Origin of the sequence: Pseudomonas sp. B7, assembly GCF_016735645.1 — a bacterium.
GTDB lineage: Bacteria > Pseudomonadota > Gammaproteobacteria > Pseudomonadales > Pseudomonadaceae > Aquipseudomonas > Aquipseudomonas glycinae.
On the sequence record NZ_JAERRE010000013.1, the window covers coordinates 68,497 to 94,190 of the forward strand.

The window sequence follows — 25,694 nt, forward strand, 5'->3', positions numbered from 1 at the left end:
CGGACGTAACACGCTAATGAGTCCGGGATGGGCTCGCCGTATTCAGCGTCCGTTGTGGCTCATGACCGGCGCGTGGTGCCTGATGTTCATTCATCCATCCGGGGCCGGCGAACTGCCGCCGCCTCCCAGCGGCATGGAGGCCGTCAGCGATGCACAGTTGTTTCTGGAACTGGTGGTCAACCAGATGAATACCGGCCGGGTGGTGGCGGTGGAACAGCGCGGCGGGCGCCTGTTCCTGCCAGCCAGCGTATTGCGCGACACCGGCATGAAGCTGCCGGAAGAGGCGGGTGCCGAAGTCGATCTCGACGGCCTGCCGGGCCTGCACAGCGATTACGACAGTGTCGGCCAGCGCCTGCTGCTCGACGTGCCGCCGGACTGGCTGCCGGAGCAGTTCATCGGTAACCGTGAAGTTTATCCACGCACCCCGGCGCTGAGCAGTTTCGGCGCGTTGTTCAACTATGACCTGTATCTCAATGACACCGACGACGCCGGCACCTATCTGGCGGCGTGGAACGAGGTGCGGGTGTTCGACAGTTGGGGCACTTTGTCGAACACCGGGCAATATCGCCGCACGTTGTCGGGGGATGCGGTCAGCACGCTGGACAACGGTTATCTGCGTTACGACACCACCTGGCGTTACTCCGATGACGAACGGATGCTGACCTACGAGGCCGGGGACGTGGTCAGCGGCGCCTTGCCCTGGAGCAGTTCGGTGCGGCTGGGCGGTGTGCAGTTCTCCAGGGATTTTGCGGTACGCCCGGATCTGGTGACCTATCCGCTGCCGCAATTCGCCGGGGAAGCGGCGGTGCCATCTTCGGTGGATCTGTTCATCAACGGCTACAAATCCAGCAGTACCGACCTGCAACCTGGGCCGTACACCCTGACCAACATTCCGTTTATCAACGGTGCGGGCGAGGCGGTGGTGGTGACCACCGATGCGCTGGGCCGGCAGGTGTCGACCACGGTGCCGTTCTACGTCACCAGCAGCCTGTTGCAAAAAGGCCTGAGCGATTTTTCGGTGGCAGCCGGTACGTTGCGCCGGGATTATGGCCTGAAGGATTTTAGCTATGGGCCGGGCGTGACCTCGGGCAGTCTGCGTTACGGCGTCAGCGACACCTTTACTCTGGAGAGTCATGCCGAAGCGGCGGATACCCTGACCCTCGGCGGGCTGGGCGGTAACTTGCGGCTGGGCAATTTCGGGGTGCTCAACAGCGCGATCAGCCAGAGCCGTTTCGATGGCGACGGTGGTCAGCAACTGAGCCTCGGTTATCAATACAGCGGCCAGCGCTACAGCTTTTCCTATCAGCGTCTGCAACCCCGCGATCGCTATGCCGACCTGACCGTGGTCGACAGCCCTTACACCACACTCAGCAAGCGCAGCGAGCAGGCGACCCTGAGCCTCAACCTCGAGCGCTGGGGCAGTCTCGGCGTCGGTTATTTCGATATTCGCGCGGCAGACGAAACCCGCACGCGGTTGCTCAATCTGAGCTGGAGCAAACCGCTGTGGCGCAACAGCAGTTTCTACCTGTCGGCCAACCGCGAAATCGGTGACAGCAACTGGGCAGTGCAGGCGCAACTGGTGATTCCGTTCGACCTGCGCGGCAGCCTGGCCATCAGCAGCGAACGCAGCAAGACCGGACAGACCCAGCAACGGGTCAATTACAGCCGCGCCGTACCGTCCGAGGGCGGGGTGGGCTTCAATCTCGGCTATGCCAAGGGCGACGGCGCCGATTACCGTCAGGCGGACGTGACCTGGCGCCTGCAATCGGTGCAATTGCAGGCGGGCGTCTACGGCACGTCCGACGCCGAAACCCGTTGGGCCGATGCCAGCGGTTCGCTGGTGTGGATGGATGATCAAGTGTTCGCCGCCAACCGCATCGACGATGCGTTCGTGGTGGTCAGCACCGATGGTTATGCGGACATTCCGGTGCGTTACGAGAACCAGCAGGTCGGCCAGACCGACCGCAACGGCCACCTGCTGGTGCCGTGGAGCAGCGCCTATTACCGCGGCAAATACGAAATCGACCCGCTGAACCTGCCGGCCAACGTGCGCAGCCCCAACGTCGAACAGCGTATTGCCGTACGCCGGGGCAGTGGCTATCTGCTGGAATTTCCGCTGAGCCGGGTGATTGCCGCGAGCATCGTGCTGGTGGATGCGCAACAAAAGGAATTGCCGCTGGGCAGTGGCGTGCTGCACGAGCAGAGCGGCACGCGGACGGTGGTCGGCTGGGACGGGCTGGTCTATCTGGAAAATCTCCAGGCGCAGAATTCGCTGCGAGTGACACTTGCGGACGGCAAGACTTGCCAGGCGCAATTCAGTGTCGATCTGCAGCAGGACGAAGTGCCACTGATCGGCCCGTTGGTGTGCCAATGATCCGGGCGCGATTTGTTCTGTGGCTGTTGTTGCTGCTGCCGGGGCTGGCGCAGGCGCTGTGTTCGGTGGTGACCACCACACCGGCCGGGTTCGGGAACATCAGTTCGATCGCCGTGCGCACTACCTCGCAACCCAGTTCTACCTTGAACGGAGGCTTGAGTTGCACCGGTTCGCTGCTGTCGCTGCTGACCAACAATGACCATTTCTGGGCCACCGTCACCTCAACCCAGAGCGGTTTGCTCGGGCCCACCGGTGACGTCATCGGTTACACGATCTACGCCAACAACAGCACCAGTTACCCGCTGACGCGCGGCACCGCCTATGACTTCGCCCGCAATGGCATCATCGATGCCCTCGGTTTGCTCGGCGGTACGGTGCCGAAAACCGTTCCGCTGTACTTCGGTACCACCATCGGCAGCAACGTGGCGGCCGGCGTGTATACCGAGACACTGAGCATTTTCTGGAACTGGAATTATTGTTCGGGCATCGGTGTCGGCGGGCTTTGCCTGGGCCGCGACATCAACAGCGGCACCACGACGCTGACGGTCAACCTGACGGTGTCCAACGACTGCACCATCACCGCGCCGAACATCGCTTTCGGCAGTGCGCCGGTGGTCAGTGCATTCACCCCGGTGACCGGGCAGACGATCAACCTCGCCTGCACCAAGGGCAGTGCCTACACGGTGGGTCTGAACGACGGGCAAAATGCACTGAGTGTCGGCGGACGGCGGCGGATGATTTCCGGCAGCAACTATCTGGCCTACGACATTTTCAAGAGCGCCGGGACCACCCGTTGGGGCAGTGTCGGCGCGGCTCGTCGGGCCAGCAGCGATGCCGAGGTCAATCCCGGCAACGGGCTGGGCACCGGCAGCCAGATCTTCAACTACAACGCGAAAATCTACACCGACCAGACCACACCGCCCGCCGGAACCTACCTGGACAATGTGGTGCTGGATGTGGGGTTCTGAACCGGCTAGAAACTCACGGATTGCTGGAGCATTTTCGCCGCCGGGGTATCGGCCGGGCTGACCATCGCGTAGTTGTAGCCCTTGCCGGACCAGTACTCGGCCTGCAGATCTCCGTCCTGGCGGCTGCCCCGGGGCAGGAAGGTATTTTTCGGTCCTGGTGGGCGCACGTAGAAGCTGACCTTGTGCCCGCTCTGGTCTTCATACATCACCATCGCCGCCGGGCCTTCATCGGTGCTCAGCAGACGGCCGCTGACCGGTGCGAAACCGGCCGACGTCAGGTCCGGCAGGCGATTGGCCTGAGTGAAATAACGGTCGAGCCAGCGCTGGATATCGCCGTCACCATCGACCTTGTAGTCCGCCGGCAGAAGCCCTTGCTGGGCGATCAAACGGTACGCCTGCAAGGCATCCGTCATCGGTGCCGGGGGATGAAACACGGTCATGTCCCGGGCCTTCCAGCCTCCGACACCGCCGAGGCTGACGGCAATCAGCAGCACCGCCGCGCTGGCCCATTGACGGCGCGACTGGCGCTTGAGCCGCTGACGGATCAGCGACGGATCGAGGTCCGGATTGGCCGGTTGTTGCAGGGCACCGCCGAGGGCGGCGCGCAGGTGCTGGGCGTCCTGTTGCCAGGCGCGAACCTGCGCCGCCTCGTCGGGATGGCTGGCGAGCCAGGTTTCCATTACATGTCGGTCGGCCTCGCTGAGCTGGTGGTCGACGTAGGCGTGCAGGTCACGTTCGTTGGGGGGCAGACTGATCATTTGAGTATCCGCAAGGAAGGGCTGCTGATTTCCCCGTCGCTGAGCTGGCGCAGGGCCTGGCGAGCACGGGACAGGCGCGACATCACGGTGCCGGTGGGGACGTCGAGAATCTCGGCGACCTCCTTATAAGTCAGGCCTTCCACCGACACCATCAGCAGCAGGGCGCGCTGTTCGGTGGGCAGTCGGTCGAAGGCCTTCAAAGTCGATTGGGCAATGACGGTGCGTTCCACCGAGGGCTCGGCGTCATCACGGCCGGTGAAGAATTCGAGCATCCGCGCATAACGCCGCGAACGCCGATGCGCATCGAGAAACTGCCGGTACAGGATCGAAAACAACCAGGCGCGCAGATCGCCGTCGGCGCGTTTGTCGCCCCAACCCGACAGCGCGCGCTCCAGACTGGCCTGTACCAGATCGTCGGCGCTGCTGCTGTTGCGAGTCAACGACACGGCAAAACGCCGCAATCTGGGGATTATTTCTCGCAGTTGTTCGTCGAATTCGCTCATGAAGTTGTACTAGTCGCTACGCTGTGGACTAGGAAGACGCCCGGCATTGGAGGTTATTCCACGTTCTGAAAAATAAATACCGGGCCGTGGAATAAATCCCGATGACGTGCGTCTTGCTGATTCTTCCTACTTGTGGCCGATGGCCCTGGAGTGCTTCATGGTTGATCGCAGCTCATCGCCCGGCGGGCCACAACGCCCGCCACTGAGTGCCGCGAGCCTGGTGTTGCGTCTTGGCGGAATCGCCGTGGTCGTCGCAGCCCTGGCCGGGGCCTTTGCCTACGTTCATGGTTCATTTGACCCACAACGTCTGACGCCTAAAGCGTTGGTCGATGTGCTGGAAAAGAACAACGGCGTGCATCCCGGCTTTCGCCGCAATCACGCCAAAGGTGTGTGCGTGATCGGACATTTCGAGAGCAGCGGCGAGGCTCGCTCGTATTCTGTCGCGCAAGTGTTCAACGAGCCGCGCACCCCGGTGGTCGGGCGCTTTGCGTTGCCGGCCGGCAGTCCGTATGCGCCGGACAGCGCCGTACCGATCCGCAGTCTGGCGCTGCGTTTCACTCAGGCCAACGGCCAGCAGTGGCGCACCGGGATGAACAGCATGCCGGTGTTCCCGGTTGGCACGCCCGAGGCGTTCTATCAATTGCAGCAGGCGCAATCGCCGGATCCCGCCACCGGTAAACCGGACCCGACCAAGGTGCCGGCATTTTTTGCCGCACACCCGGAAGCCGTGCCGTTTCTGACCTGGATTAAAACCGCCAAACCTTCGGCCAGTTACGCGACGGAAACCTACAACAGTGTCAACGCGTTCTATCTGGTGGATGCCAGCGGCAAGAAGCAGGCGGTGCGCTGGAGCATGACGCCTCTGGCTCAGGACGCTGCCGGTGCGACCGCGCCTGAAGGTAGCGATTTCCTTGAAAAAGACCTGGTGCAGCGCCTGGCCGAAGGGCCGCTGCGCTTTCAGTTGAACATCACCTTGGCCAACGCCGACGATCCGGTGAACGATGCGAGCAAGACCTGGCCTGCCGGTCGCAAGGTGTTGAACGCCGGCACCCTGGTACTGGAAAAGACCCAGCCGCAGCTCAGCGGCGAATGCCGTGACATCAACTACGATCCGCTGGTGCTGCCGGCCGGCATTCAGGGTTCCGACGATCCGTTGCTGGCCGCACGCTCGGCCGGTTATGCCGATTCCTACCTGCGTCGCACCAGCGAAGTCAGCCAACTGCCAACCGGCAAAAAGGAGGCTCGCCCATGAGCACGCAACCAACTCATTTCAATCCGCTGGCGCGGTTGCTGCACTGGCTGATGGCGTTGATGATCATCGCAATGTTGTTCATCGGCGCCGGTATGGTGACCTCGGTGTCGGCGCGGCATGAATGGCTGATCAATCTGCACAAACCGTTGGGTATCGCGATACTCGCTTTGGTGATCGTGCGCATTCTGGTGCGACTGGGCACCCGTCAGCCGCCGCTGCCAGCGGATCTGCCGGGTTGGCAAGTGATGGCGGCCAAGGCCTCTCATCTGTTGCTGTACGCGCTGATGCTGGTGTTGCCGCTGTTGGGCTGGGCGATGATCAGCGCGGCGGGGGACCCGGTGATGCTCGGCACGTCCCTGCAATTGCCGTCGATCGTGCCAGCCGATGCGCAGGTGTTTGCGTTACTGCGCAAGGCTCACGGGTATCTGGCGTATCTGTTGTTCCTGACCGTGCTGTTGCACCTGGCGGCGGCGCTGTTCCATGGTTGGGTGCGCCGCGATGAAGTGCTCGACAGCATGCTGCGGGGACGCAATCGCGGTTGATCGTGTGTCAGTCCGACGTGGCGAGGGCGCAAGCAGCCTCGTCACGTTTCGGTGTGGCCAGCGTTCGCCACCAGTACAGCAAAGCGACCATGTTGATTGCGGCACCCAGCCAGCAGACGCCCGGCCATCCTGCCCAGGCGTACATCGCCGTCGAGGCGATTGAGCCCAAGGCGCTGCCAATTGAGTAAAACAGCATGTAGCCGGCGGTCAGTCGGCTTTGTGCCTCTGGGCGGACGCTATAGATCAGGCTCTGGCTGGTGACGTGCACGGCCTGCAAGCCCAGATCCAGGGTGATGACGCCAAGCAGCAACGCCCACAACGAAGACTGGGTCAGTGCGATCGGCAACCACGAACCGAGCATCAGCAGCAGCGACAGACCGCTTACCCATTGCCCCAATCCTCGATCCGCCAGGTGTCCGGCTCTGGCGGCGGCGAGTGCACCCGCCGCGCCGGCGAGTCCGAACAATCCGATTTCACTGTGGGAAAGCGACAGCGGCGGGGCGGCCAGCGGTAACACCATCGGCGTCCACAGCACCATGGCGCTGGCGAAGGTGAGCAGGGCGAGGATCGCACGTTGGCGCAGCACCGGTTCTTCACGAAACAGGCTGAACACTGAGGCAATCAATGCCACGTAATGCGTGGATGGTCGTGCTTCTTCATCCTTGGGTAACACCCGAAACAGCAACACAGCCATCACCAGCGTCAATCCCGCTGACAGCAGATAGATCGAGCGCCAGCCGGCCAGATCAGCCATACCGCCGGCCACCGTGCGCGCCAGCAGAATGCCGATGACGATGCCGCTGGTGATCACGCCCACAACCTTTCCGCGTTGCGCCGGGACGGCCAGGGTTGCGGCGTAGGCGACCAACACCTGGGTGACCACGGCCAGCAGGCCGGTCAGGGTGACGCCGATCAGTAGCCAGACGCTGTTCGAGGCCAAGGCGATCATCAGCAAGGCAGCGGCGGACAACAGCGTTTGCGTGACGATCAGCCGCCGGCGGTTGAGCAGGTCGCCAAGGGGCACGAGCAACAACAGCCCGAGGCCGTAGCCGACCTGAGTCAACGTCATGACGATGCCGATGCTGCCCGGCGACAGGTCAAAGGCCTCGGCCATCGCATCCAGCAGCGGCTGGGCGTAATACACGTTGCTCACCGCGAGACCGCATGCGATGGCGAAAAGCAGCACGACACCTTTATCGAATGTTGCAGTTTTCATGTCCCGGATCCTTTCAGGTTTCAATTTGAAACTTGATCGACGGTAAGGAATCCGGTTTTGATTTGCAACCTGATTGGGTAAAAGTCGGCGCAAAAAAAAGATCGCAGACAGGCTGCGATCTTTCGTGAAGCGAAAATCAGGGGACGATCAGCGCACGGTGTCGACCATGTCCGCGATGGTGGTCAGCACGTCCTTGCCCAGTTGCTTCGAGCGCTTGCCCGACCAACCGGTGAGCGGGTTCGGCGCGTCATCGTGATCCTTGAATGGCATTTCCAGGGTCAGCGACAGGCAGTCGAACTTCTGGCCGACGCTGTTGCAGGCCAGAGTCATGTTGGCCTGACCCGGTTCGTCGCGGGTGTAGCCGTACTTGGTCTGGAAGTCTTTGGTGGTGTGCTTCAGGTGGCTGCGGAAGTGCTCTTCGAGCTTCTCCAGGCGCGGGGTGTAGCCCGGATTGCCTTCGCAACCGGCAGTGAACACGTGGGGAATTTCTTCGTCGCCGTGTACGTCGAGGAACAGATCGACGCCGTACTTTTCCATCTGCTGCTGTACGAAAAGCACTTCCGGGCTGACTTCCTGACTGGCGTTCTGCCAGGCGCGGTTCAGGTCCTGGCCCATGGCGTTGGTGCGCAGGTGACCGTGGAAGGCGCCGTCCGGGTTCATGTTCGGCACCAGGTACAGATCAGCGCTGGCCAGCAGTTTGTTCAATACCGGATCGTCATGATGCTCCAGGCGTTCGATCACGCCTTCCATGAACCATTCGGCCATGTGCTCGCCGGGATGTTGCTGGGCAATGATCCAGATCTTGCGGCGACCTTCGGCGCCGGTGCCTTTGCGCAGCAGCTGAATGTCGCGGCCTTCGACGCTTTTACCGGCGGCCAGCAGTTCGGTGCCGGCCTTGGTCAGCGCTTGCTCGATCAGCCAGTCATGACGGCCGCGGCTGTAAGGCTCGAAGTAGGCGAACCAGGCGTGGGTCTGCTCGGCTTCAAGGCAGAAGCGCAGGCTGTCGCCTTCGAATTGGGTCGGAATGCGGAACCAGTTGACGTGGTCGTAGGAAGCGACTGCCTGATAACCGGTCCAGGCTTTGTTGTACGAGGATTGGCTGGCGTTGACCAAGCGAAACCAGTGTTCCTGATGAACGTGCAGGCCGCTGGCCTTGAAGTGGAACCACTGGAAATGGCCGCTGCGAGTATCTGGCCGAATTGCCAGAACCGGGTTGAGCGGGTTGCTGATGTCGATGACTTGGATGTTGCCGCTGTCGAAGTTGGCGCTGATGTCGAACGAAGATTTGGCCACGGTCATAATCGGTTCCTGAATATGATTTTTATGGCGGCTACTTTACACGCAAGACAGGGGTGAAACCGAGGGAAATTGCGGGTTGCGGCGGGGGGCGTCTTCCATGACGCGCTGGCAGCTTAGTGGCTGTGCGATTGATTCTCAAGTGCTAATTGGCATTACTTTGCCCCAATGTGGCCGGGGTTCGCTTGCCAAGCAATATCCTTTTGATATTATCCGCGCCATTGAATTTGCGGCACCCAAAGACTTCATTAGCCTGAAGCCACAAGCCAGATAACTGGCAAAAAAAAGACCCGGCAAAAAGCCGGGTCAAAAACCGTGATTAGCCTGATGAGGAGATAGTCCAGAAGACCGACCTAAGGTCTCTGGTCCATCGACTGATCTCGCGACCAGTTGCTTGCAATAATAATCATTATCATTTGCAAGTCAAATGTTTTTATCTGCGCGATAGGAAAGTTCTTTCCTGTCCGTCCGAACTCCCGTCTTCAGCGCACTGCGCCATCAAGCGAGTGATCAACCATCGCCCGCGCCATGTCCACCATGTGCACGACCGAAAACGCCAGATCCCGATTGACGCCCTGCAAGCTGTCCGCAGCCTTGAACGCCGTCGCTGCTGCACAACGGAGCAGGTCGGAGGCGTGGACCAGGGATTCTTCGCCACTCAGGTTGCTGTTCACGCCGAAAAAGCGCTCATCCACTTCCGGTTCTGACACAGCTGGTTTCAAGTAATAGTCCAACGCCCGTTGCGCAGCGGCGCACCCTTGCGGAGACGTAAAGGTGGTGTCCATTTGCAGGTCGGGCAAGTCTTTGCTGGGGATATTCATGGTGAAAGGTCACTCCTTGGTCGATTCAAATCCGTGACCCAAGAATAGTACCAATAGTATTTGTGACCAGAATTTAAATACTACAATATGTGTTTTGTCGGCCGAAGGCGTCCACGTATGGTGCCGCACATGGATAAATGGATTGAGTTGGTCAAGGCCAAAATGAGTGAACTCAACGTCACTCAAGTCGAGCTCGGCGAGCGTGTCGGCATGTCTCAGGGTGGCATCGGCCATTGGCTGAACAAGCGTCGCGAGCCCGGAATCACGCAGATGAACCGCGTGCTGAAAGCGCTGGGCATGGAGTATCTCGAAGTCGCAGTGGTGATTCGTGAACCGCAGATCGATGCGGATGACGAAATGCCTCTGGCGCAGAAGTACAACCCTTACTTTCGCTACCCGGTCAGCGAGTGGAATGCGCCGATCGAGGCCCGTGAAAGCCAGCCAGCGTATTCGAGTGCCAAGGACAAGCGACGTTTCGAACTGACGGACTATCACGCCCGTGGCCCGGCGTTCTGGCTCACCGTGATGGGGAATGCGATGACCGCGCCCACTGGGCAGAGCATCGGCGAGGGGATGATGATTCTGGTGGATCCGGCGCTGGAAGCCGAGCCCGGAAAATTGGTGATCGCCCAGTGGCCGGACAGCGACGAGGCCATTTTCCGCAAACTGATCGAAGAGGGCGGCCAGCGTTACCTGGCGCCGCTCAATCCGACCTGGCCGAAAGCCTTGTTGACCGACGAGTGCCGAATTATCGGTGTCGTGGTTCAGGCAACCGCCAAATACTAGTCAGATCGATCCTCGCCAAGCGTAGGATCGATCCACCTTTCAAGCTTCTTCCAGTTCGACCAGTGCACTGCCTTCGCTGACCATTTCGCCTTCCTGGCAATACAGCACCTTGATCACGCCGGCATGGGGCGCGCGGATGCTGTGCTCCATCTTCATCGCTTCCAGCACCACCAATTGCGCCCCGGCTTCAACCGATTGCCCGGCCTCCACCAGCACCCGCACGATGCTGCCGTTCATCGGCGCCGTCAGACCGCCTTGATGGCTGTGACTAGCTTCGACAGCGCTGATCGGGTCGTACGTTTCAACGCGTCGCAGCTCGCCGTCCCATTGCAGAAACAGAGCCTCTCCACGACGAATCGCACGCAGTTGTCGGCGCAGCCCATCGTGCTCGAGCACCAGTTGTTCGCCGATCAGTTTTGCTTTGCCGCCAGCGCCGAGCGTCAACGCCCGATCCTGCCCCTCGCAACTCAAATGCAGAGTGATTTCCCGTGGCAACCCAGCGCGCAGACCGCTCTGAAGCGCCCAAGGCGAAGCGGGATCATCCGCCCTAGCCATCTCCGGCAGGCTCTGCGCAAAAGCCTGCGCCGCCGCCTCCCAGAATTCATCGCTCAGCGCAGCAGGCGCTGGTAACAGTTGTTCCTGATAACGCGGAATGAACCCGGTATCCAGCTCGGCCGCCGCAAACGCCGGATGCCCGATGATCCGCCGCAAGAAGTTGATGTTGGTCTTCAGCCCGCCAATCGCAAACTCGTCGAGCATGCTCAGCAGCCGTAAACGCGCCTGCTCACGATCTTCGCCCCAGGCAATCAGCTTGCCGAGCATCGGGTCATAGAACGGTGAAATCTCGTCGCCTTCTTCAACGCCGCTGTCCACACGGCGCCCCGGCCCTGCGGCGGATTCGCGATACAGATCCAGACGCCCGGTCGCCGGCAGAAAATCATTCGACGGATCTTCCGCATACAACCGCACTTCAATTGCATGCCCGTTCAGCGGCACTTGATCCTGAGTGATCGGCAACGCTTCGCCACGGGCGACGCGAATCTGCCAGGCCACCAGATCGAGCCCGGTAATGGCTTCGGTGACCGGGTGTTCGACCTGTAGCCGCGTGTTCATCTCCATGAAGAAAAACTCGCCGCGCGCGTCCAGCAGAAATTCCACCGTGCCGGCGCCGACGTAGCCGATGGCCTGCGCCGAACGCACCGCCGCTTCGCCCATCGCCCGACGCAGTTCCGGACTGAGGCCCGGTGCCGGCGCCTCTTCGACGACCTTCTGGTGCCGACGCTGAATCGAGCAGTCGCGCTCATTCAGGTACAGGCAATTGCCATGCTGATCGGCGAACACCTGGATTTCCACGTGACGCGGCTTGAGCAGGTATTTCTCCACCAGCATCCGCGAGTCACCGAACGACGACTGCGCTTCACGCTGAGCCGAGGCCAGCGCTTCACCCAATTGGCTGACGTCCTCGACAACTTTCATACCTTTACCGCCACCGCCGGCTGTGGCTTTGAGCAGCACCGGATAACCGATGCGTTCGCAAGCATCGCGGAAGGTATCAAGATCCTGAGCCTCGCCGTGATAACCCGGCACCAGCGGCACGCCAGCAGTTTCCATCAATGCCTTGGCGGCGGATTTGCTGCCCATCGCATCGATGGCCGAGGCGGGCGGGCCGAGGAAAATCAGGCCGGCGGCTTCGATGGCGCGGGCAAAACCGGCGTTCTCCGACAGAAAGCCATACCCCGGATGAATCGCCTGAGCGCCGCTGGCCTTGGCCGCCGCGATCAGTTTGTCGATTTGCAGATAGCTGTCGGCCGCTTTGTTGCCGCCCAGATCGACGCGGATATCCGCTTCACGGCTGTGCCGCGCTTCGCGGTCGGTGGCGCTGTGCACGGCGACGGTGGTCAGGCCCAGCGCCTTGGCGGTACGCATGACCCGGCAAGCGATTTCGCCACGGTTGGCCACCAGCAGGGTGGTGAGAACAGGTGCGCTCATCAACGCGGCTCCTTGGTGGTGATTGCGGCTTGCCAGCTCGGCGGACGCTTCTGCAGAAAGGCCCGCAGACCTTCCTGGCCTTCCGGGCTGACGCGGATGCGGGCGATGGCATTTTCGGTGTAGCGACGCAGTGCCGGGGTCAGCGCGCCGTTGCCGACTTCACGCAGCAGATCCTTGCTGGCGCGCATGGCGGCGGGGCTGTTGAGCAGCAGGTTGTCGATCCATTGCTCGACTTTCTGTTCAAGCTCGGTCGCTGGATAGCTCTCGGACAACAAACCGATTTCCCGCGCCCGCTGTCCGCCGAATCGCTCGGCCGTCAGCGCATAACGCCGCGCCGCCCGTTCGCCGATGGCTTGCACCACGAACGGACTGATCACCGCCGGCGCCAGGCCAATGCGCACTTCCGACAGGCAGAACTGCGCGTCATCGGCGCCAATCGCCATGTCGCAGCAACTGATCAGGCCCAGCGCGCCACCGAACGCCGCGCCTTGAACCACGGCCACGGTCGGGATTTTCAGTTTGGCGAGGTTGTACATCAGCTCCGCCAGTTCCCGGGCGTCGTCGAGGTTGGTGTGGTAATCGAGTTCGGCCGATTGCTGCATCCAGGCCAGATCGGCGCCGGCGCTGAAGTGTTTGCCGCGTCCGCGCACCAGTAGGAAACGCAGGCTGGCGTCGCTGGCGACCTTGTCCAAAGCCAGGATCAGTTCGCGGATCATCTCGGCGTTGAACGCGTTGTTTTTTTCTTCGCGGCTCAGCCACAGGGTCGCGAAACCCCGTGGGTCGCTGTGCAATTCGAGGGTGTTGAAGTCGCTCATGAGGTTCTCCCGATCACATCCGGAACACGCCGAAGCGGCTCGGTTCGATAGGCGCGTTCAACGACGCGGACAAGGCCAGGGCCAATACATCGCGGGTCTGCGCCGGGTCGATGACGCCGTCGTCCCACAGCCGTGCGCTGGAGTAGTAGGGGTGACCCTGTTCTTCGTACTGGTCGAGAATCGGTTGCTTGATCTCGCTTTCCTGCTCGGCGCTGAAGGCTTGGCCGCTGCGTTCGGCCTGCTCGCGCTTGACCTGAACCAGCACGCCGGCCGCCTGTTCGGCGCCCATCACGCCGATCCGCGCGTTCGGCCACATCCACAGGAAGCGCGGATCGTAGGCCCGCCCGCACATGCCGTAGTTACCGGCACCGAAGCTGCCGCCGATGATCACGGTGAATTTCGGCACCTTGGCGCACGCCACGGCGGTCACCAGTTTGGCGCCGTGTTTGGCGATGCCGCCGGCCTCGTATTTCTGGCCGACCATAAACCCTGTGATGTTCTGCAGGAACAGCAGCGGAATGCCGCGCTGGCAGGCCAGTTCGATGAAGTGCGCGCCTTTTTGCGCGGCTTCGGCGAACAGGATGCCGTTGTTGGCGAGGATCGCGATCGGGTAGCCATGCAGATGAGCGAAACCACACACCAACGTCGTACCGAACAGTGCCTTGAATTCATCGAACACCGAACCGTCGACCAGTCGCGCAATCACTTCACGCACATCGAACGGCTGCTTGGCGTCCGCCGACACCACGCCGTACAACTCTTCGCTGGCGTACAGCGGCGCAATCGGCGCGCGCTGCTGCACTTCGCCGAGCTTGCGCCAGTTGAGGTTGGCGACGCTGCGGCGGGCGAGGGCGAGGGCGTGCTCATCGCTTTCTGCGTAATGGTCGGCGACCCCGGAAGTCTTGCAGTGCACATCGGCCCCGCCGAGGTCTTCGGCGCTGACCACTTCACCGGTCGCGGCTTTCACCAGCGGCGGGCCGGCGAGGAAAATCGTCGCCTGATTGCGCACCATGATCGCTTCGTCGGCCATCGCCGGCACGTAAGCGCCGCCGGCGGTGCAGGAACCCATGACCACCGCAATCTGCGGAATGCCCATGGCGCTCATGTTGGCCTGATTGAAGAAGATCCGCCCGAAGTGCTCGCGATCCGGAAACACTTCGTCCTGACGCGGCAGGTTGGCGCCGCCCGAGTCCACCAGATAAATGCATGGCAGACGGTTTTGCTGAGCGATGGTCTGGGCACGCAGGTGTTTCTTCACGGTCAGCGGGTAGTACGAGCCGCCTTTCACGGTCGCGTCGTTGGCGACGATCATGCACTCGACGCCTTCCACGCGGCCAATCCCGGCAATCACGCCAGCGGCCGGCACTTCTTCGCCATACACGGCGTGAGCGGCCAACTGGCTGATTTCCAGAAACGGCGAGCCCGGATCGAGCAAGCGGTTGATCCGCTCACGGGGCAGCAGTTTGCCGCGTGAGGTGTGACGTTCCTGAGCTTTCGCGCCGCCACCCTGGGCCACTTGGGCGAGCAGGGTGTGCAGGACGTCGACCTGTTTGAGCATCGCCGCGCTGTTGGCGGCGAACTCCGCTGAACGAGGGTTGAGCTGGGTATGCAGGATAGCCATGGACAGCTCCGTTTAGCGGGTTTCGTTGAACAGTTCGCGGCCGATCAGCATGCGACGGATCTCACTGGTGCCAGCGCCGATTTCGTACAGTTTGGCGTCACGCAGCAGACGGCCGGCCGGGAATTCGTTGATGTAGCCGTTGCCGCCGAGAATCTGGATCGCGTCCAGAGCCATTTGCGTGGCGCGTTCGGCGGTATAGAGGATCACGCCGGCGGCATCCTTGCGGGTGGTTTCGTTGCGCTCGCAGGCCTGGGCCACAGCGTAGAGGTAGGCGCGGCTGGCATTGAGCTGGGTGTACATGTCGGCGACCTTGCCCTGGATCAGCTGGAATTCACCGATGCTCTGGCCGAACTGCTTGCGGTCGTGGATGTACGGCACGATCAGGTCCATGCACGCCTGCATGATCCCGGTCGGGCCACCGGACAGGACAACGCGCTCGTAGTCGAGGCCGCTCATCAGCACTTTCACGCCGCCGTTGAGCACGCCGAGGATGTTTTCTTCCGGCACTTCGACGTCATCGAAGAACAGCTCGCAAGTGTTGGAGCCGCGCATGCCGAGCTTGTCGAACTTGTTGCTGCGGCTGAAGCCTTTCCAGTCACGTTCGACGATGAACGCGGTGATGCCGTGCGGGCCTTTTTCCAGGTCGGTCTTGGCGTAGATCACGTAGGTGTTGGCGTCGGGGCCGTTAGTGATCCAGGTCTTGCTGCCGTTGAGCACGAAACGGTCGCCGCGTTTATCGGCCCGCAGTTTCATCGAAACCACGTCGGAACCGGCGTTCGGCTCGCTCATGGCGAGGGCACCGACGTGTTCGCCGCTGATCAGTTTTGGCAGGTATTTGGCTTTCTGTTCGTGGTTGCCATTGCGGTTGATCTGGTTCACGCAGAGGTTGGAGTGGGCGCCGTAGGACAACGCCACCGAGGCCGAGCCACGGCTGATTTCTTCCATCGCCACCACGTGCGCCAGGTAACCCAGACCAGCGCCGCCGTACTCTTCCGGTACGGTGATGCCGAGCAGGCCCATGTCACCGAACTTGCGCCACAGATCAGCGGGGAACAGGTTGTCGCTGTCGATCTGCGCGGCACGCGGCGCGATCTCCTTGGCAACGAAGGACTGAACCTGATCGCGCAGCATGTCGATGGTTTCGCCGAGGGCAAAGTTCAGGGATGGGTAGCTCATGGGTCACCTTTTGGCTTTTTTGTAGGGTGGGGAGAAGGGCGTTTCAGTTCTCACCTTTACGTTAACGTAAGCCTGTGACGAATGGCTGTCAATCACCCTTTACGTTAACGTCAACTTGAGCGAGAGTAGAGCCAGTTCTGAGTGGCCGGAGCTGCCGTGGCTCCGTTCCAACACCCACTAATAAAGACAATAGGGGTCGTCATGGATCAACCCAGTGCAAACCCACAGCGCAGCTACACCCGTGGTTCCCAGGACAAAGCCTTGCTGGCGATGACCATCGGGCAGAAGTTCGACGAGACCGTCGCGCAGTACCCGGACGGCGAGGCGCTGGTGGTGCGCCACCAGCAGCTGCGTTACACCTGGCGGCAACTGGCCGACGCGGTGGACGTGCATGCCAGAGCGCTGCTGGCGTTGGGTTTGCAGGCCGGTGATCGGCTCGGCATCTGGGCGCCGAATTGCGCGCAGTGGTGCATCACTCAGTTTGCCACCGCGAAGCTCGGCGTGATTCTGGTCAACATCAACCCGGCCTACCGCAGCTCTGAACTCGAATACGTGCTCAAACAATCCGGTTGCCAATGGTTGGTCTGCGCCGGCGCCTTCAAATCTTCGAACTATCACGGCATGCTGCAAGGCTTGCTGCCGGAACTGGCCGAGCAATCCATCGGCGAACTGCGCAGCGAGCGCCTGCCGGAGCTGCGCGGGTTGATCAGCCTTGATCCCCAGCCGCCTTCGGGTTTTCTCCCGTGGTCGCAACTGGCAGATCTGGCCGCCAGTGTCTCTCCAGAACAATTGCGTGAACGCAGCGACAGCCTGCACTTCGATCAGCCCGTCAACATTCAGTACACCTCCGGCACCACCGGCTTCCCCAAGGGCGCGACCCTCAGTCACTACAACATCCTCAACAACGGTTACATGGTCGGCGAAAGCCTCGGCCTGACCGCCGCTGATCGGCTGGTGATCCCGGTGCCGTTGTATCACTGCTTCGGTATGGTCATGGGCAACCTCGGCTGTATCACCCACGGCAGCACGATGATTTATCCCAACGATGCCTTCGATCCGCTGCTGACCCTGAGCACGGTCGCCGAAGAAAAGGCCACCGCGCTGTACGGCGTGCCGACCATGTTCATCGCCATGCTCGATCAGCCGCAGCGCGCCGAGTTCGACCTGTCGACCCTGCGCACCGGGATCATGGCCGGCGCCACCTGCCCGATCGAAGTGATGCGACGGGTCATCAACGAAATGCACATGAGCGAAGTGCAGATCGCCTACGGCATGACCGAAACCAGCCCGGTGTCGCTGCAGACCGGCCCATCCGACGAACTGGAACTGCGCGTCACCACCGTCGGCCGCACCCAGCCGCAACTCGAAAGCAAAATCATCGACGAGGCCGGCAATCCGGTACCACGCGGCACCATCGGCGAGCTGTGCACCCGTGGTTACAGCGTGATGCTTGGCTACTGGAACAACCCGAATGCCACCGCCGAAGCCATCGACGCGGCGGGCTGGATGCACACCGGCGACCTAGCGAGCATGAACGACGAGGGTTACGTGTGCATCGCCGGGCGTAACAAGGACATGATCATCCGTGGCGGCGAAAACATTTACCCGCGTGAACTGGAGGAGTTCTTCTTCACCCACCCAGCGGTGGCGGACGTGCAGGTGATCGGCATTCCCTGCTCACGTTACGGCGAAGAAATCGTCGCCTGGATCAAATTCCATCCCGGCCACAGCGCCACCGAGCAAGAACTGCAAGCGTGGTGCAAGGAGCGTATCGCCCACTTCAAGACGCCGAGGTACTTCAAGTTTGTGGAGGAGTTTCCGATGACGGTGACCGGCAAGATCCAGAAGTTCCGGATGCGCGAGATCAGTATTGAGGAGTTGCGCAGTAACGAGGGTTGAGGAGCGAATCTGTGGGGGCTTTGCTCCCACAGTTTTCTGCAGGATTTCAGAACGCCAGACAGCACAAAGGGGAGCCGAAGCTCCCCTTTAATTTTGTCGTCGCGTGCTCTTTTTATTATTGAGGGGCGGTCTGTTGTTGTTTTTGGCAACCGTGGCCCTTTACCGCTGTTTTTTGGCGACCCCCATCCGGGGTCAAGAGCAAACGTATTTTTTTGAGCGCTGATCTGCTTTCTCGTCTAGCGATCCAACCGATTCGGGAGCTACCTGAAGGTAGTTTTATTGTTCTCTGCCCGGTTGCGGGTCATTCCGAGGAACACCCTGAAAAGCACACCTTCTCCAAAAAAATCTGTTAGCTGCGTCTCTGCCGTGTTGTTTTTGTTATGTCAGAGTCGGTACGTCTTATTTTTATTGGTTTGCTGCTTTTTATTCTTGTTATGCCATAGAGATAGCAGAAGCCGTGCCAACTTTTAAAAACCCTTTTAAATCAATGGCTTGAGATTTTTGAAGGATTTTTCCTTCAGGCAAAACCAGACAATTTGTTTCCGTGTTACTCGCTTGTGCCCACGTTTCGCGCTCGGCGGTAACACCATCCCTCACTGTGCGCTGCGAGCCTTGGCCACGCGCGAACCGGTCGGGCGGCCCAGCACGGAGCTGATCTGCTGGCCGGCGGCAATCAAGGCGTCGAGGTCGATACCGGTCTCGATGCCCAGGCCGTTGAGCAGGTACACCACGTCTTCGGTGGCGACGTTACCGCTGGCGCCCTTGGCGTACGGGCAGCCGCCGAGGCCGGCGATCGAGCTGTCGAACACCGCGATGCCTTCCAGCAGGCTTGCATAGATGTTGGCCATGGCCTGGCCGTAGGTGTCGTGGAAGTGGCCGGCGAGTTTCTCGCGTGGCACCTGTTTCGAGACCACTTCGAACAGCCGGCGGGTCGCGCCCGCGGTGCCGGTACCGATGGTGTCACCCAGCGACACTTCATAGCAGCCCATCGCGTACAGCTCGCGGGCCACCATCGCCACTTGCTCCGGGGCGACTTCACCTTCATAAGGACAGCCCAACACGCAGGACACGTAACCGCGCACGGTAACGCCGTGCTGTTTCGCCGATTCCATGATCGGCGCGAACCGCGCCAGGCTTTCGCTGATCGAGCAATTGATGTTGCGCTGCGAAAACGCTTCGGACGCAGCGGCAAACACCGCGACTTCCTTCACTCCCGCCGCAAGTGCATCTTCAAAACCGCGCAGGTTCGGCGCCAATGCACCATAGGTTACGCCGGGCTTGCGCTGGATCTGCGCGAACACCTCGGCGGAACCGGCCATCTGCGGCACCCACTTGGGCGAGACGAAACTGCCGACTTCTATATAGCCGAGACCGGCGGCGCTCAGCGCGTCGACCAGTTGCACCTTGTCGGCGACGCTGATGGGCTGGGCTTCGTTCTGCAGGCCGTCACGCGGGCCGACTTCGATCAGGCGTACTTGGGAGGGGAGGGACATGGTGTTGACCTGCTCTTTGAATTCCTGCGGAACCCCGTGTGGGATTTATTTAGGTTACTGAACTGATTGCTGACTCTTGAGCGTCTGCTCCAGCGCCTGCACGCAGCGTTCTTCGGCGGTGTCGAGTTCCAGCTTCATCTGTTCGATGTCCAGCAGTTGCTGTTCAAGCTGTGCCCGGCGCTCGCTGATTTTCGCCAGCATGCTGTTGAGTTGTTTGGTGTTACCGCTGGAGGGGTCGTAGAGCTCGATCAGTTCACGGCACTCGGCCAGGGAAAAACCGATGCGCTTGCCCCGCAGGATCAGCTTCAGGCTGACCTTGTCGCGTGGCGAATAGATGCGTTCCTGGCCTCGGCGCTCGGGGCTGAGCAGGCCTTGTTCTTCATAGAAGCGGATCGCCCGGGTGGTGATGTCCAGCTCGCGGGCGAGGTCGGAAATGCTGTAGGTCTGGCTGCTCATGAAAGCGCTCGAAGAAGGGTCTTGGCGCTAAGCTAATGGCAGGTTGACGTTTACGTCAAGTGGCGGGCGCCTGCAGCTTGTCGAGCTTCTTCTCGTGGGCTGTCACTTGCTGGCACAACTCGATCATCTGCTCGCGCATCCAGCGGTTGGCCGGGTCCTGATCGGTGCTTTCGTGCCAGTACAAATGGGTTTCCACCGGCGGCACATCGTTGACCGGCAGATTGAACGCATGCAGGTCATGCCGACGGGCGAAGCGCTCCGGCACGGTCATTACCATATCAGTCTGCTGCAACACCTGAGACGCCATCAAATAGTGCTGCGAGCGCAGGGCGATCTTGCGCTGGATGCCCATTTTGCCCAGCGCCAGATCGACATGGCCCAGACCACTGCGCCGGCTGGAAATATGAATGTGGGTCAGCGACAGGTAATCGTCGAGGGTGAATTTTTCCTTGGTCGCCAGCGGATGACCCTTGCGCATCGCGCAGACGTAACGGTCTTCCATCAGCTTGACGTGGCGCACCTGCGGGTCGGTGTTGAGCGGCGCATCCACGGCAAAGTCGAGACGCCCGGCAGCCAGCTCCTTGGTGGTTTCCCGGCGTTTGGACAGAAAGCTTTCGATGATCACAGTCGGCGCCAGACGACGCAGACGCTGGAACAGCGGCGGCAGAATCACCGCTTCGGTCAGGTCAGTCATGCTGATGCGGTAGGTCTTGACCGCTTGCGAAGGGTTGAAAATGCGGCTTTCCTGAACCGACACCCGCAGCAGCGACAGCGCGTTGCGCACCGGACCGATGATGTTCTGCGCCATGGGCGTCGGCACCATGCCCTGAGCGGTGCGGACGAAGAGCGGGTCGTTGAAGGTCTCGCGCAACCGCGCCAATGCGTTGGACACCGCAGGCTGGGTAATGCCGACAATCTGCCCGGCGCGTGTCAGGTTGGCTTCGGTATAGATCGCGTCGAAGACGATGAAAAGGTTGAGGTCGACCTTGCTCAGATTCATTACGCGGCTCTCTTGTTATAGGTGCTTGTTATAGATGGATGGCGCGGGTCAGGGCGGCCAGGAAAATCAACCGATCATATATCGGTGATGAATGTTTATACACGCCGAGAATAGGCTAGGTAAATTATCAACGCTGTTCTAGCATCGATTGCATGACTTAAACAACCTGCCGAAAAAAGGTAATTGCTCATGGATTTCGCTTATTCGCCCAAGGTGCAAGAACTGCGTGAGCGCGTGACCGCGTTCATGGACACTTACGTTTACCCGGCCGAAGCCGTGTTCGAGCGCCAGGTCGCCGAAGGCGATCGTTGGCAGCCCACGGCGATCATGGAAGAACTCAAAGCCAAGGCGAAAGCCGAAGGTCTGTGGAATTTGTTTCTGCCTGAGTCGGAGCTTGGTGCTGGCCTGACCAACCTCGAATACGCGCCGTTGGCGGAAATCATGGGCCGTTCGCTGCTCGGGCCCGAGCCGTTCAACTGCTCGGCGCCCGACACCGGCAACATGGAAGTGCTGGTGCGTTACGCCAACGAAGAACAGAAACAGCGCTGGCTCGAACCGCTGCTGCGCGGCGAGATCCGCTCGGCGTTCGCCATGACCGAACCGGACGTTGCGTCCTCCGACGCCACCAACATGGCCGCCCGCGCCGTGCGCGATGGCGACGAGTGGGTCATCAACGGCAAGAAATGGTGGACCTCCGGCGCTTGCGATCCGCGCTGCAAGATCCTGATCTTCATGGGCCTGAGCAACCCCGACGCCCCGCGTCATGCCCAACACTCGATGATCCTCGTGCCGGTCGACACCCCCGGCGTGAAGATCATCCGCCCGCTGCCGGTGTTCGGTTACGACGACGCACCGCACGGTCACGCCGAAGTGCTGTTCGACAACGTGCGGGTGCCGTACGAAAACGTCCTGCTCGGTGAAGGACGCGGCTTCGAAATTGCACAAGGTCGCCTCGGCCCGGGCCGCATTCACCACTGCATGCGTTCGATCGGCATGGCCGAGCGCGCACTGGAACTGATGTGCAAACGTTCGGTAAGCCGCACCGCGTTCGGCAAACCGCTGGCGCGTCTGGGCGGTAACGTCGACAAGATCGCCGACTCGCGGATGGAAATCGACATGGCGCGTCTGCTGACCCTGAAAGCGGCGTACATGATGGACACCGTGGGTAACAAGGTCGCCAAGAGCGAAATCGCGCAGATCAAGGTCGTGGCACCGAACGTTGCGTTGCGGGTGATTGACCGGGCGATCCAGATTCATGGCGGGGCAGGGGTGTCGAACGATTTCCCGCTGGCCTACATGTACGCCATGCAACGTACCCTGCGCCTGGCCGACGGCCCGGACGAAGTGCACCGCGCGGCGATCGGCAAGTTCGAGATCGGCAAGTATGTGCCGAAGGAAATGCTGCGTAGCGAGCGCTGATTACAGACATTCCGCGTCAGCCCTGATCGTTCCCACGCTCTGCGTGGTAACGCAGCCATGGACGCTCTGCGTCCACTGTGACGCGGAGCGTCACTGTATGCATTCCCACGCAGAGCGTGGGAACGATCAGCGTACTGCGTGGGAGCGATCACGGCTCTGCGTGGGAGCGATCGGGGAGGTTCAGTAAACCCAAACCTCAACCCGCCGATTCTTGATCCTGCCTTCATCACCGCTGTTGGTTGCCACCGGCATCAGCGCGCCAAACCCCCGCACTTCGCGCAATACCACGCCGTTTTTCACCAACTCTCGGCGTACCGCCATCGCCCGCAGCTTCGACAGTAAATCAGCCCGTGCCGGGTCGTCTTTGGCGTCGCCGAAGCCCACCAGTGTTACCGCGCGGTCGGTCTTGTCGTGGTGCTTTATATAGTCGAACACCCGGGCCAGATCCTGACGGGCCTTGTTGTCGAGGCTGGCGCTACCTTCTTCGAAGCGGAAGTTCACCGTCAGACGCTGGGCGTGGCGGCTGAGGGATTGATAACCCTCGGGCATCAGCGCATTCGGCGTGACGGCGATAGCCTGCACGGTCTGGGCGATAAAACCGTTGGCCGCGACAATCGCCTGACCCTGGCGGCTCTGCGCAAACTCCACCAACGCCCTGGCCCAGGGATTGTTGCTGTCGGGCGGCAGATAGAAGAACAGCCGCCGCGACAGTGGATAGTCTTCGGTGGCGATCAGGCTGGCGAGCGGCAGCATTGCCTGGGACTGCCCGTCGACAATCGCCACGGCTTTGGCCTGACGCACATAGGGCAGGCCGATGAAACCGATGGCCTGCGGATCGGCACTGACTGCGTCGGACAACTGCTCGCTGGATTCAAACCGTTTCGCGGCATTGCTCAGGGATTTCCCACGACGACTGAGGACAAGTTCCTTGAACGTGTCGTACGTACCGGACTGATCATCCCGCGCATATAAATGAATCGTCCCACCCTTGCCGCCGACGTCTTCCCACGTCTTCGCCTCGCCGCTGAAGATTCGCGCCAGTTGTTCGGTGTTCAGTTGATTCAGCGAATTGTCGGGGTGAAGGATGATCGCCAGACCATCAATGGCGATGACTTGCTCGGCACCGGGGCTTTTCAGATCGCCCCGGGCTTGCAGGTTCAGCAGTTCGCTGTCCTTGATCGGGCGCGAGGAGGCAGCCAGATCAGCGCTGGCGTTCTTGAGTGCAGTGAAACCGGTGCTCGAACCGTGGGCGGCGATCTCCACCACGACCCTTTGGCCTTGGGCTGTCAGGCCGACGATCCGTTGTTCGTTGGCGGTGTCCGGGGTTTCGCTGTGGACTTTCAACAGCCCCTGGTTGTGAAGCAGGCCTTCCACCAACGCCGGGCCGAGCGCCGCGCCAATGGTGTTGGAACCCTGGATGCGCAATACCGGGCCGTTCTCGGGAATGGGCAACGCCGCAACCGCAACCTGCAGCCAGGCGCTCAGGAGAAAGACGAACAGAACACGCAGGGTCATGCCGGCACCGATTGCAGCCAAGGGGATTGCCGGGGAGATTAAGTCAGTGAGGTTGCTGAAAGATGACAGGGCAGAAGATCACAACCGCTGGCTGTGATCTTCTGCTTCAAGCGGGTCAGCTCAATTCCAGCCAGATCGGCGCATGGTCCGAAGGCTTTTCCATTGCGCGCAGTTCATAGTCGACACCGGCGGCTTTCACCCGTGGCAGCAAACCGTGGGACGCCAGAATCACATCGATGCGCAGACCACGCTTCGGCTCGTCTTCAAAACCGCGGCTGCGGTAGTCGAACCAGCTGAACATGTCGGTCACGTCCGGGTTCAGGTGGCGGAAACTGTCGGTCAGGCCCCAGTTTTTCAGGCGGGCCATCCACTCGCGCTCTTCCGGCAGGAAGCTGCATTTGCCGGTTTTCAGCCAGCGTTTCATGTTGTCCGGGCCGATGCCGATGTCGCAGTCTTCGGGGGAGATGTTGACGTCGCCCATCACCACCAGCGGCTGTTCGTTGTGGAACTGGCTTTCCAGCAGCGCTTGCAGATCGCTGTAGAAACGCTGCTTGGCCGGGAATTTGGTCGGGTGGTCGCGGCTTTCACCCTGTGGGAAATAGCCGTTCATGATCGTCACCGGCACGCCGTTGGCGTCGGCGAATGTGCCCCAGATGAAGCGCCGCTGCGCGTCTTCTTCATCGGTGGCGAAGCCTTTGTGTACGGCAATCGGTTCCTGACGCGAGAGCAGGGCGACACCGTAATGGCCTTTCTGGCCGTGGAAATACACGTGATAACCCAGGGCCCGCACTTCATCCAGCGGGAACTGGTCGTCGTGGACCTTGGTTTCCTGCAGGCCGATGACGTCCGGCTGATGCTTCTCGATCAGCGCCGCCAGCTGATGCGTACGGGCCCGCAGTCCGTTGATGTTGAAGGAAACGATCTTCATGGTCGGCAGTCCTGGCAAAAGGGCGATGCTAGCTGACATGTAGGATCTGGGCCAGCGTGGCGGTAGTCCATATGCGCTGCTAATGTCTTTCGGGTGTGGGAACGATCCCTTCAGCCCAAGGCTCGTATAACAAGAACGGGGCCTCTTGAGTCCCGTCCAGGGAGAATCACCGTCATGCCTGAAACCCAAACCGCCATTGCCGACATTCATATGCTCGACCGCGGCTATTCCCGTGAAGCGCGATCCCTTCTTTATCAGGCCTATCGTCACGAGCCGACCTTCGCCTACCTGTTCGAAGCAGAGCGTCCGGGTTATGAACAAAGGGTACGGGCCACGGTGCGGGAGTTGGTCAAACAGCATTTCCTGCAGGATCTGCCGGCCATCGGCCTGTTGGTCAACGATCGCCTGATCGGTATCGCCCTGATTGCACCGCCGCAACGGCGTCTGGGTGTTACCGAGAGTTGGGCCTGGCGTTTGCGCATGGTGTTGAGCACCGGTTTCCGGTGCACCCGGCGTTATCTGGAATACCACGCCGCCGTTGAAGCCTGCGTGCCGACTGACTCGGTGCACATGCTGCCGCTGCTCGGTGTGCATCCGCAATTTCAGGGCAAACACTTCGGCGAACAGCTGCTGCAAGCGGTGCATAACTGGTGCGCGGTGGACGAAACCTCCCAAGGCGTGATCCTCGACACCGGCAACCCGCGTTACCTGGAGTTCTACAAGCGTCAGGGTTACGAGGAAATCGGTGAAGTGGCCGTCGGCCCAGTGCGCGAGCACGTATTTTTCCACGCCAACCCGCAGGTGTTACAAACAGCAACGGGATGACCATCGAACTTTTGGGAGAACTTCCTGTTCTATCACCCTCCC

General features: G+C 60.9%; 23 protein-coding genes. 9 read left to right on the forward strand and 14 right to left on the reverse strand.

The window, feature by feature from the left end:
- The first annotated feature begins 16 nt into the window (after positions 1–16).
- Positions 17–2,374, forward strand: a complete 2,358-nt coding sequence (locus JKA62_RS25570) for a fimbria/pilus outer membrane usher protein (RefSeq protein ID WP_201820059.1) — start codon at positions 17–19, stop codon at positions 2,372–2,374.
- Positions 2,371–3,342 carry a Csu type fimbrial protein gene (locus tag JKA62_RS25575; protein WP_011335013.1) on the forward strand — a complete coding sequence of 324 codons (972 nt, stop codon included), beginning with the start codon at positions 2,371–2,373 and terminating at the stop codon, positions 3,340–3,342. The genes JKA62_RS25570 and JKA62_RS25575 overlap by 4 nt, the downstream gene beginning before the upstream one ends.
- Before the next feature lie 5 nt (positions 3,343–3,347).
- On the opposite strand, the gene JKA62_RS25580 is transcribed toward JKA62_RS25575, so the two are convergent.
- Both JKA62_RS25580 and JKA62_RS25585 read right to left on the reverse strand, forming a co-directional pair.
- A complete protein-coding gene (locus JKA62_RS25580; protein ID WP_011335012.1) occupies positions 3,348–4,100 on the reverse strand; it encodes an anti-sigma factor family protein in 753 nt (250 codons plus the stop codon).
- Positions 4,097–4,603, reverse strand: coding sequence for an RNA polymerase sigma factor (locus JKA62_RS25585; RefSeq protein WP_011335011.1), 507 nt, complete (start codon positions 4,601–4,603; stop codon positions 4,097–4,099). The genes JKA62_RS25580 and JKA62_RS25585 overlap by 4 nt, the downstream gene beginning before the upstream one ends.
- 157 nt (positions 4,604–4,760) lie before the next feature.
- On the opposite strand from JKA62_RS25585, the gene JKA62_RS25590 reads away from it, so the two are divergent.
- A complete protein-coding gene (locus JKA62_RS25590) occupies positions 4,761–5,855 on the forward strand; it encodes a catalase family peroxidase (protein ID WP_039767523.1) in 1,095 nt (364 codons plus the stop codon).
- Entirely contained in the window at positions 5,852–6,397 is a 546-nt protein-coding gene (locus tag JKA62_RS25595; RefSeq protein WP_011335009.1) for a cytochrome b, read from the forward strand. The genes JKA62_RS25590 and JKA62_RS25595 overlap by 4 nt, the downstream gene beginning before the upstream one ends.
- Positions 6,398–6,404: 7 nt before the next feature.
- On the opposite strand, the gene JKA62_RS25600 is transcribed toward JKA62_RS25595, so the two are convergent.
- A complete protein-coding gene (locus JKA62_RS25600; protein WP_201820062.1) occupies positions 6,405–7,613 on the reverse strand; it encodes an MFS transporter in 1,209 nt (402 codons plus the stop codon).
- A gap of 147 nt (positions 7,614–7,760) precedes the next feature.
- Entirely contained in the window at positions 7,761–8,912 is a 1,152-nt protein-coding gene (locus JKA62_RS25605; RefSeq protein ID WP_011335007.1) for a M14 family metallopeptidase, read from the reverse strand.
- Between the two features lie 97 nt (positions 8,913–9,009).
- Here JKA62_RS25605 and JKA62_RS25610 point away from each other — a divergent pair, with 97 nt between their 5' ends.
- Positions 9,010–9,183, forward strand: a complete 174-nt coding sequence (locus JKA62_RS25610) for a hypothetical protein (protein WP_181457896.1) — start codon at positions 9,010–9,012, stop codon at positions 9,181–9,183.
- Between the two features lie 208 nt (positions 9,184–9,391).
- Here JKA62_RS25610 and JKA62_RS25615 read toward each other — a convergent pair whose 3' ends face one another.
- Entirely contained in the window at positions 9,392–9,730 is a 339-nt protein-coding gene (locus JKA62_RS25615; RefSeq protein WP_011335006.1) for a DUF6124 family protein, read from the reverse strand.
- A gap of 129 nt (positions 9,731–9,859) precedes the next feature.
- On the opposite strand from JKA62_RS25615, the gene JKA62_RS25620 reads away from it, so the two are divergent.
- Positions 9,860–10,516, forward strand: coding sequence for a LexA family protein (locus JKA62_RS25620; protein ID WP_041475588.1), 657 nt, complete (start codon positions 9,860–9,862; stop codon positions 10,514–10,516).
- Between the two features lie 39 nt (positions 10,517–10,555).
- Here the strand turns inward: JKA62_RS25620 and JKA62_RS25625 are convergent, their stop codons facing one another.
- Genes JKA62_RS25625 through JKA62_RS25640 form a run of 4 tightly spaced genes read right to left on the reverse strand, consistent with a single transcriptional unit; the run spans position 10,556 to position 16,117 of the window.
- Complete coding sequence (locus tag JKA62_RS25625; RefSeq protein ID WP_201820063.1) at positions 10,556–12,505, reverse strand: acetyl/propionyl/methylcrotonyl-CoA carboxylase subunit alpha; 1,950 nt, start codon at positions 12,503–12,505, stop codon at positions 10,556–10,558.
- Positions 12,505–13,320, reverse strand: a complete 816-nt coding sequence (locus JKA62_RS25630) for a gamma-carboxygeranoyl-CoA hydratase (protein WP_011335003.1) — start codon at positions 13,318–13,320, stop codon at positions 12,505–12,507. Before JKA62_RS25630 ends, JKA62_RS25625 begins: the two co-directional genes overlap by 1 nt.
- Before the next feature lie 13 nt (positions 13,321–13,333).
- A complete protein-coding gene (locus JKA62_RS25635; RefSeq protein ID WP_011335002.1) occupies positions 13,334–14,941 on the reverse strand; it encodes a carboxyl transferase domain-containing protein in 1,608 nt (535 codons plus the stop codon).
- 12 nt (positions 14,942–14,953) lie between these two features.
- Entirely contained in the window at positions 14,954–16,117 is a 1,164-nt protein-coding gene (locus JKA62_RS25640) for an isovaleryl-CoA dehydrogenase (protein WP_011335001.1), read from the reverse strand.
- A 201-nt stretch (positions 16,118–16,318) separates the two neighbouring features.
- Between JKA62_RS25640 and JKA62_RS25645 the strand changes: the two genes are divergently transcribed.
- Positions 16,319–18,016 (forward strand): AMP-binding protein, encoded by a 1,698-nt coding sequence (locus JKA62_RS25645; RefSeq protein ID WP_011335000.1) that lies wholly within the window; start codon positions 16,319–16,321, stop codon positions 18,014–18,016.
- A 593-nt stretch (positions 18,017–18,609) separates the two neighbouring features.
- Here the strand turns inward: JKA62_RS25645 and JKA62_RS25650 are convergent.
- The 3 genes from JKA62_RS25650 to JKA62_RS25660 are packed head-to-tail and all read right to left on the reverse strand — an operon-like array spanning position 18,610 to position 20,965.
- Positions 18,610–19,509, reverse strand: a complete 900-nt coding sequence (locus tag JKA62_RS25650) for a hydroxymethylglutaryl-CoA lyase (protein ID WP_011334999.1) — start codon at positions 19,507–19,509, stop codon at positions 18,610–18,612.
- A 54-nt stretch (positions 19,510–19,563) separates the two neighbouring features.
- Positions 19,564–19,965: a MerR family transcriptional regulator gene (locus JKA62_RS25655; RefSeq protein WP_011334998.1), complete on the reverse strand. Its 402-nt coding sequence runs from the start codon at positions 19,963–19,965 to the stop codon at positions 19,564–19,566.
- 55 nt (positions 19,966–20,020) lie between these two features.
- Entirely contained in the window at positions 20,021–20,965 is a 945-nt protein-coding gene (locus tag JKA62_RS25660; protein WP_011334997.1) for a LysR family transcriptional regulator, read from the reverse strand.
- A gap of 189 nt (positions 20,966–21,154) precedes the next feature.
- On the opposite strand from JKA62_RS25660, the gene JKA62_RS25665 reads away from it, so the two are divergent.
- Complete coding sequence (locus tag JKA62_RS25665; RefSeq protein WP_011334996.1) at positions 21,155–22,384, forward strand: acyl-CoA dehydrogenase; 1,230 nt, start codon at positions 21,155–21,157, stop codon at positions 22,382–22,384.
- A 180-nt stretch (positions 22,385–22,564) separates the two neighbouring features.
- Here the strand turns inward: JKA62_RS25665 and JKA62_RS25670 are convergent, their stop codons facing one another.
- Positions 22,565–23,899 (reverse strand): substrate-binding domain-containing protein, encoded by a 1,335-nt coding sequence (locus tag JKA62_RS25670; protein WP_201820116.1) that lies wholly within the window; start codon positions 23,897–23,899, stop codon positions 22,565–22,567.
- A 115-nt stretch (positions 23,900–24,014) separates the two neighbouring features.
- Positions 24,015–24,827: an exodeoxyribonuclease III gene (xthA, locus tag JKA62_RS25675; RefSeq protein ID WP_201820064.1), complete on the reverse strand. Its 813-nt coding sequence runs from the start codon at positions 24,825–24,827 to the stop codon at positions 24,015–24,017.
- A 174-nt stretch (positions 24,828–25,001) separates the two neighbouring features.
- Here xthA and JKA62_RS25680 point away from each other — a divergent pair, with 174 nt between their 5' ends.
- Complete coding sequence (locus tag JKA62_RS25680) at positions 25,002–25,652, forward strand: GNAT family N-acetyltransferase (protein ID WP_064380744.1); 651 nt, start codon at positions 25,002–25,004, stop codon at positions 25,650–25,652.
- The last annotated feature ends 42 nt before the right edge of the window (positions 25,653–25,694 follow it).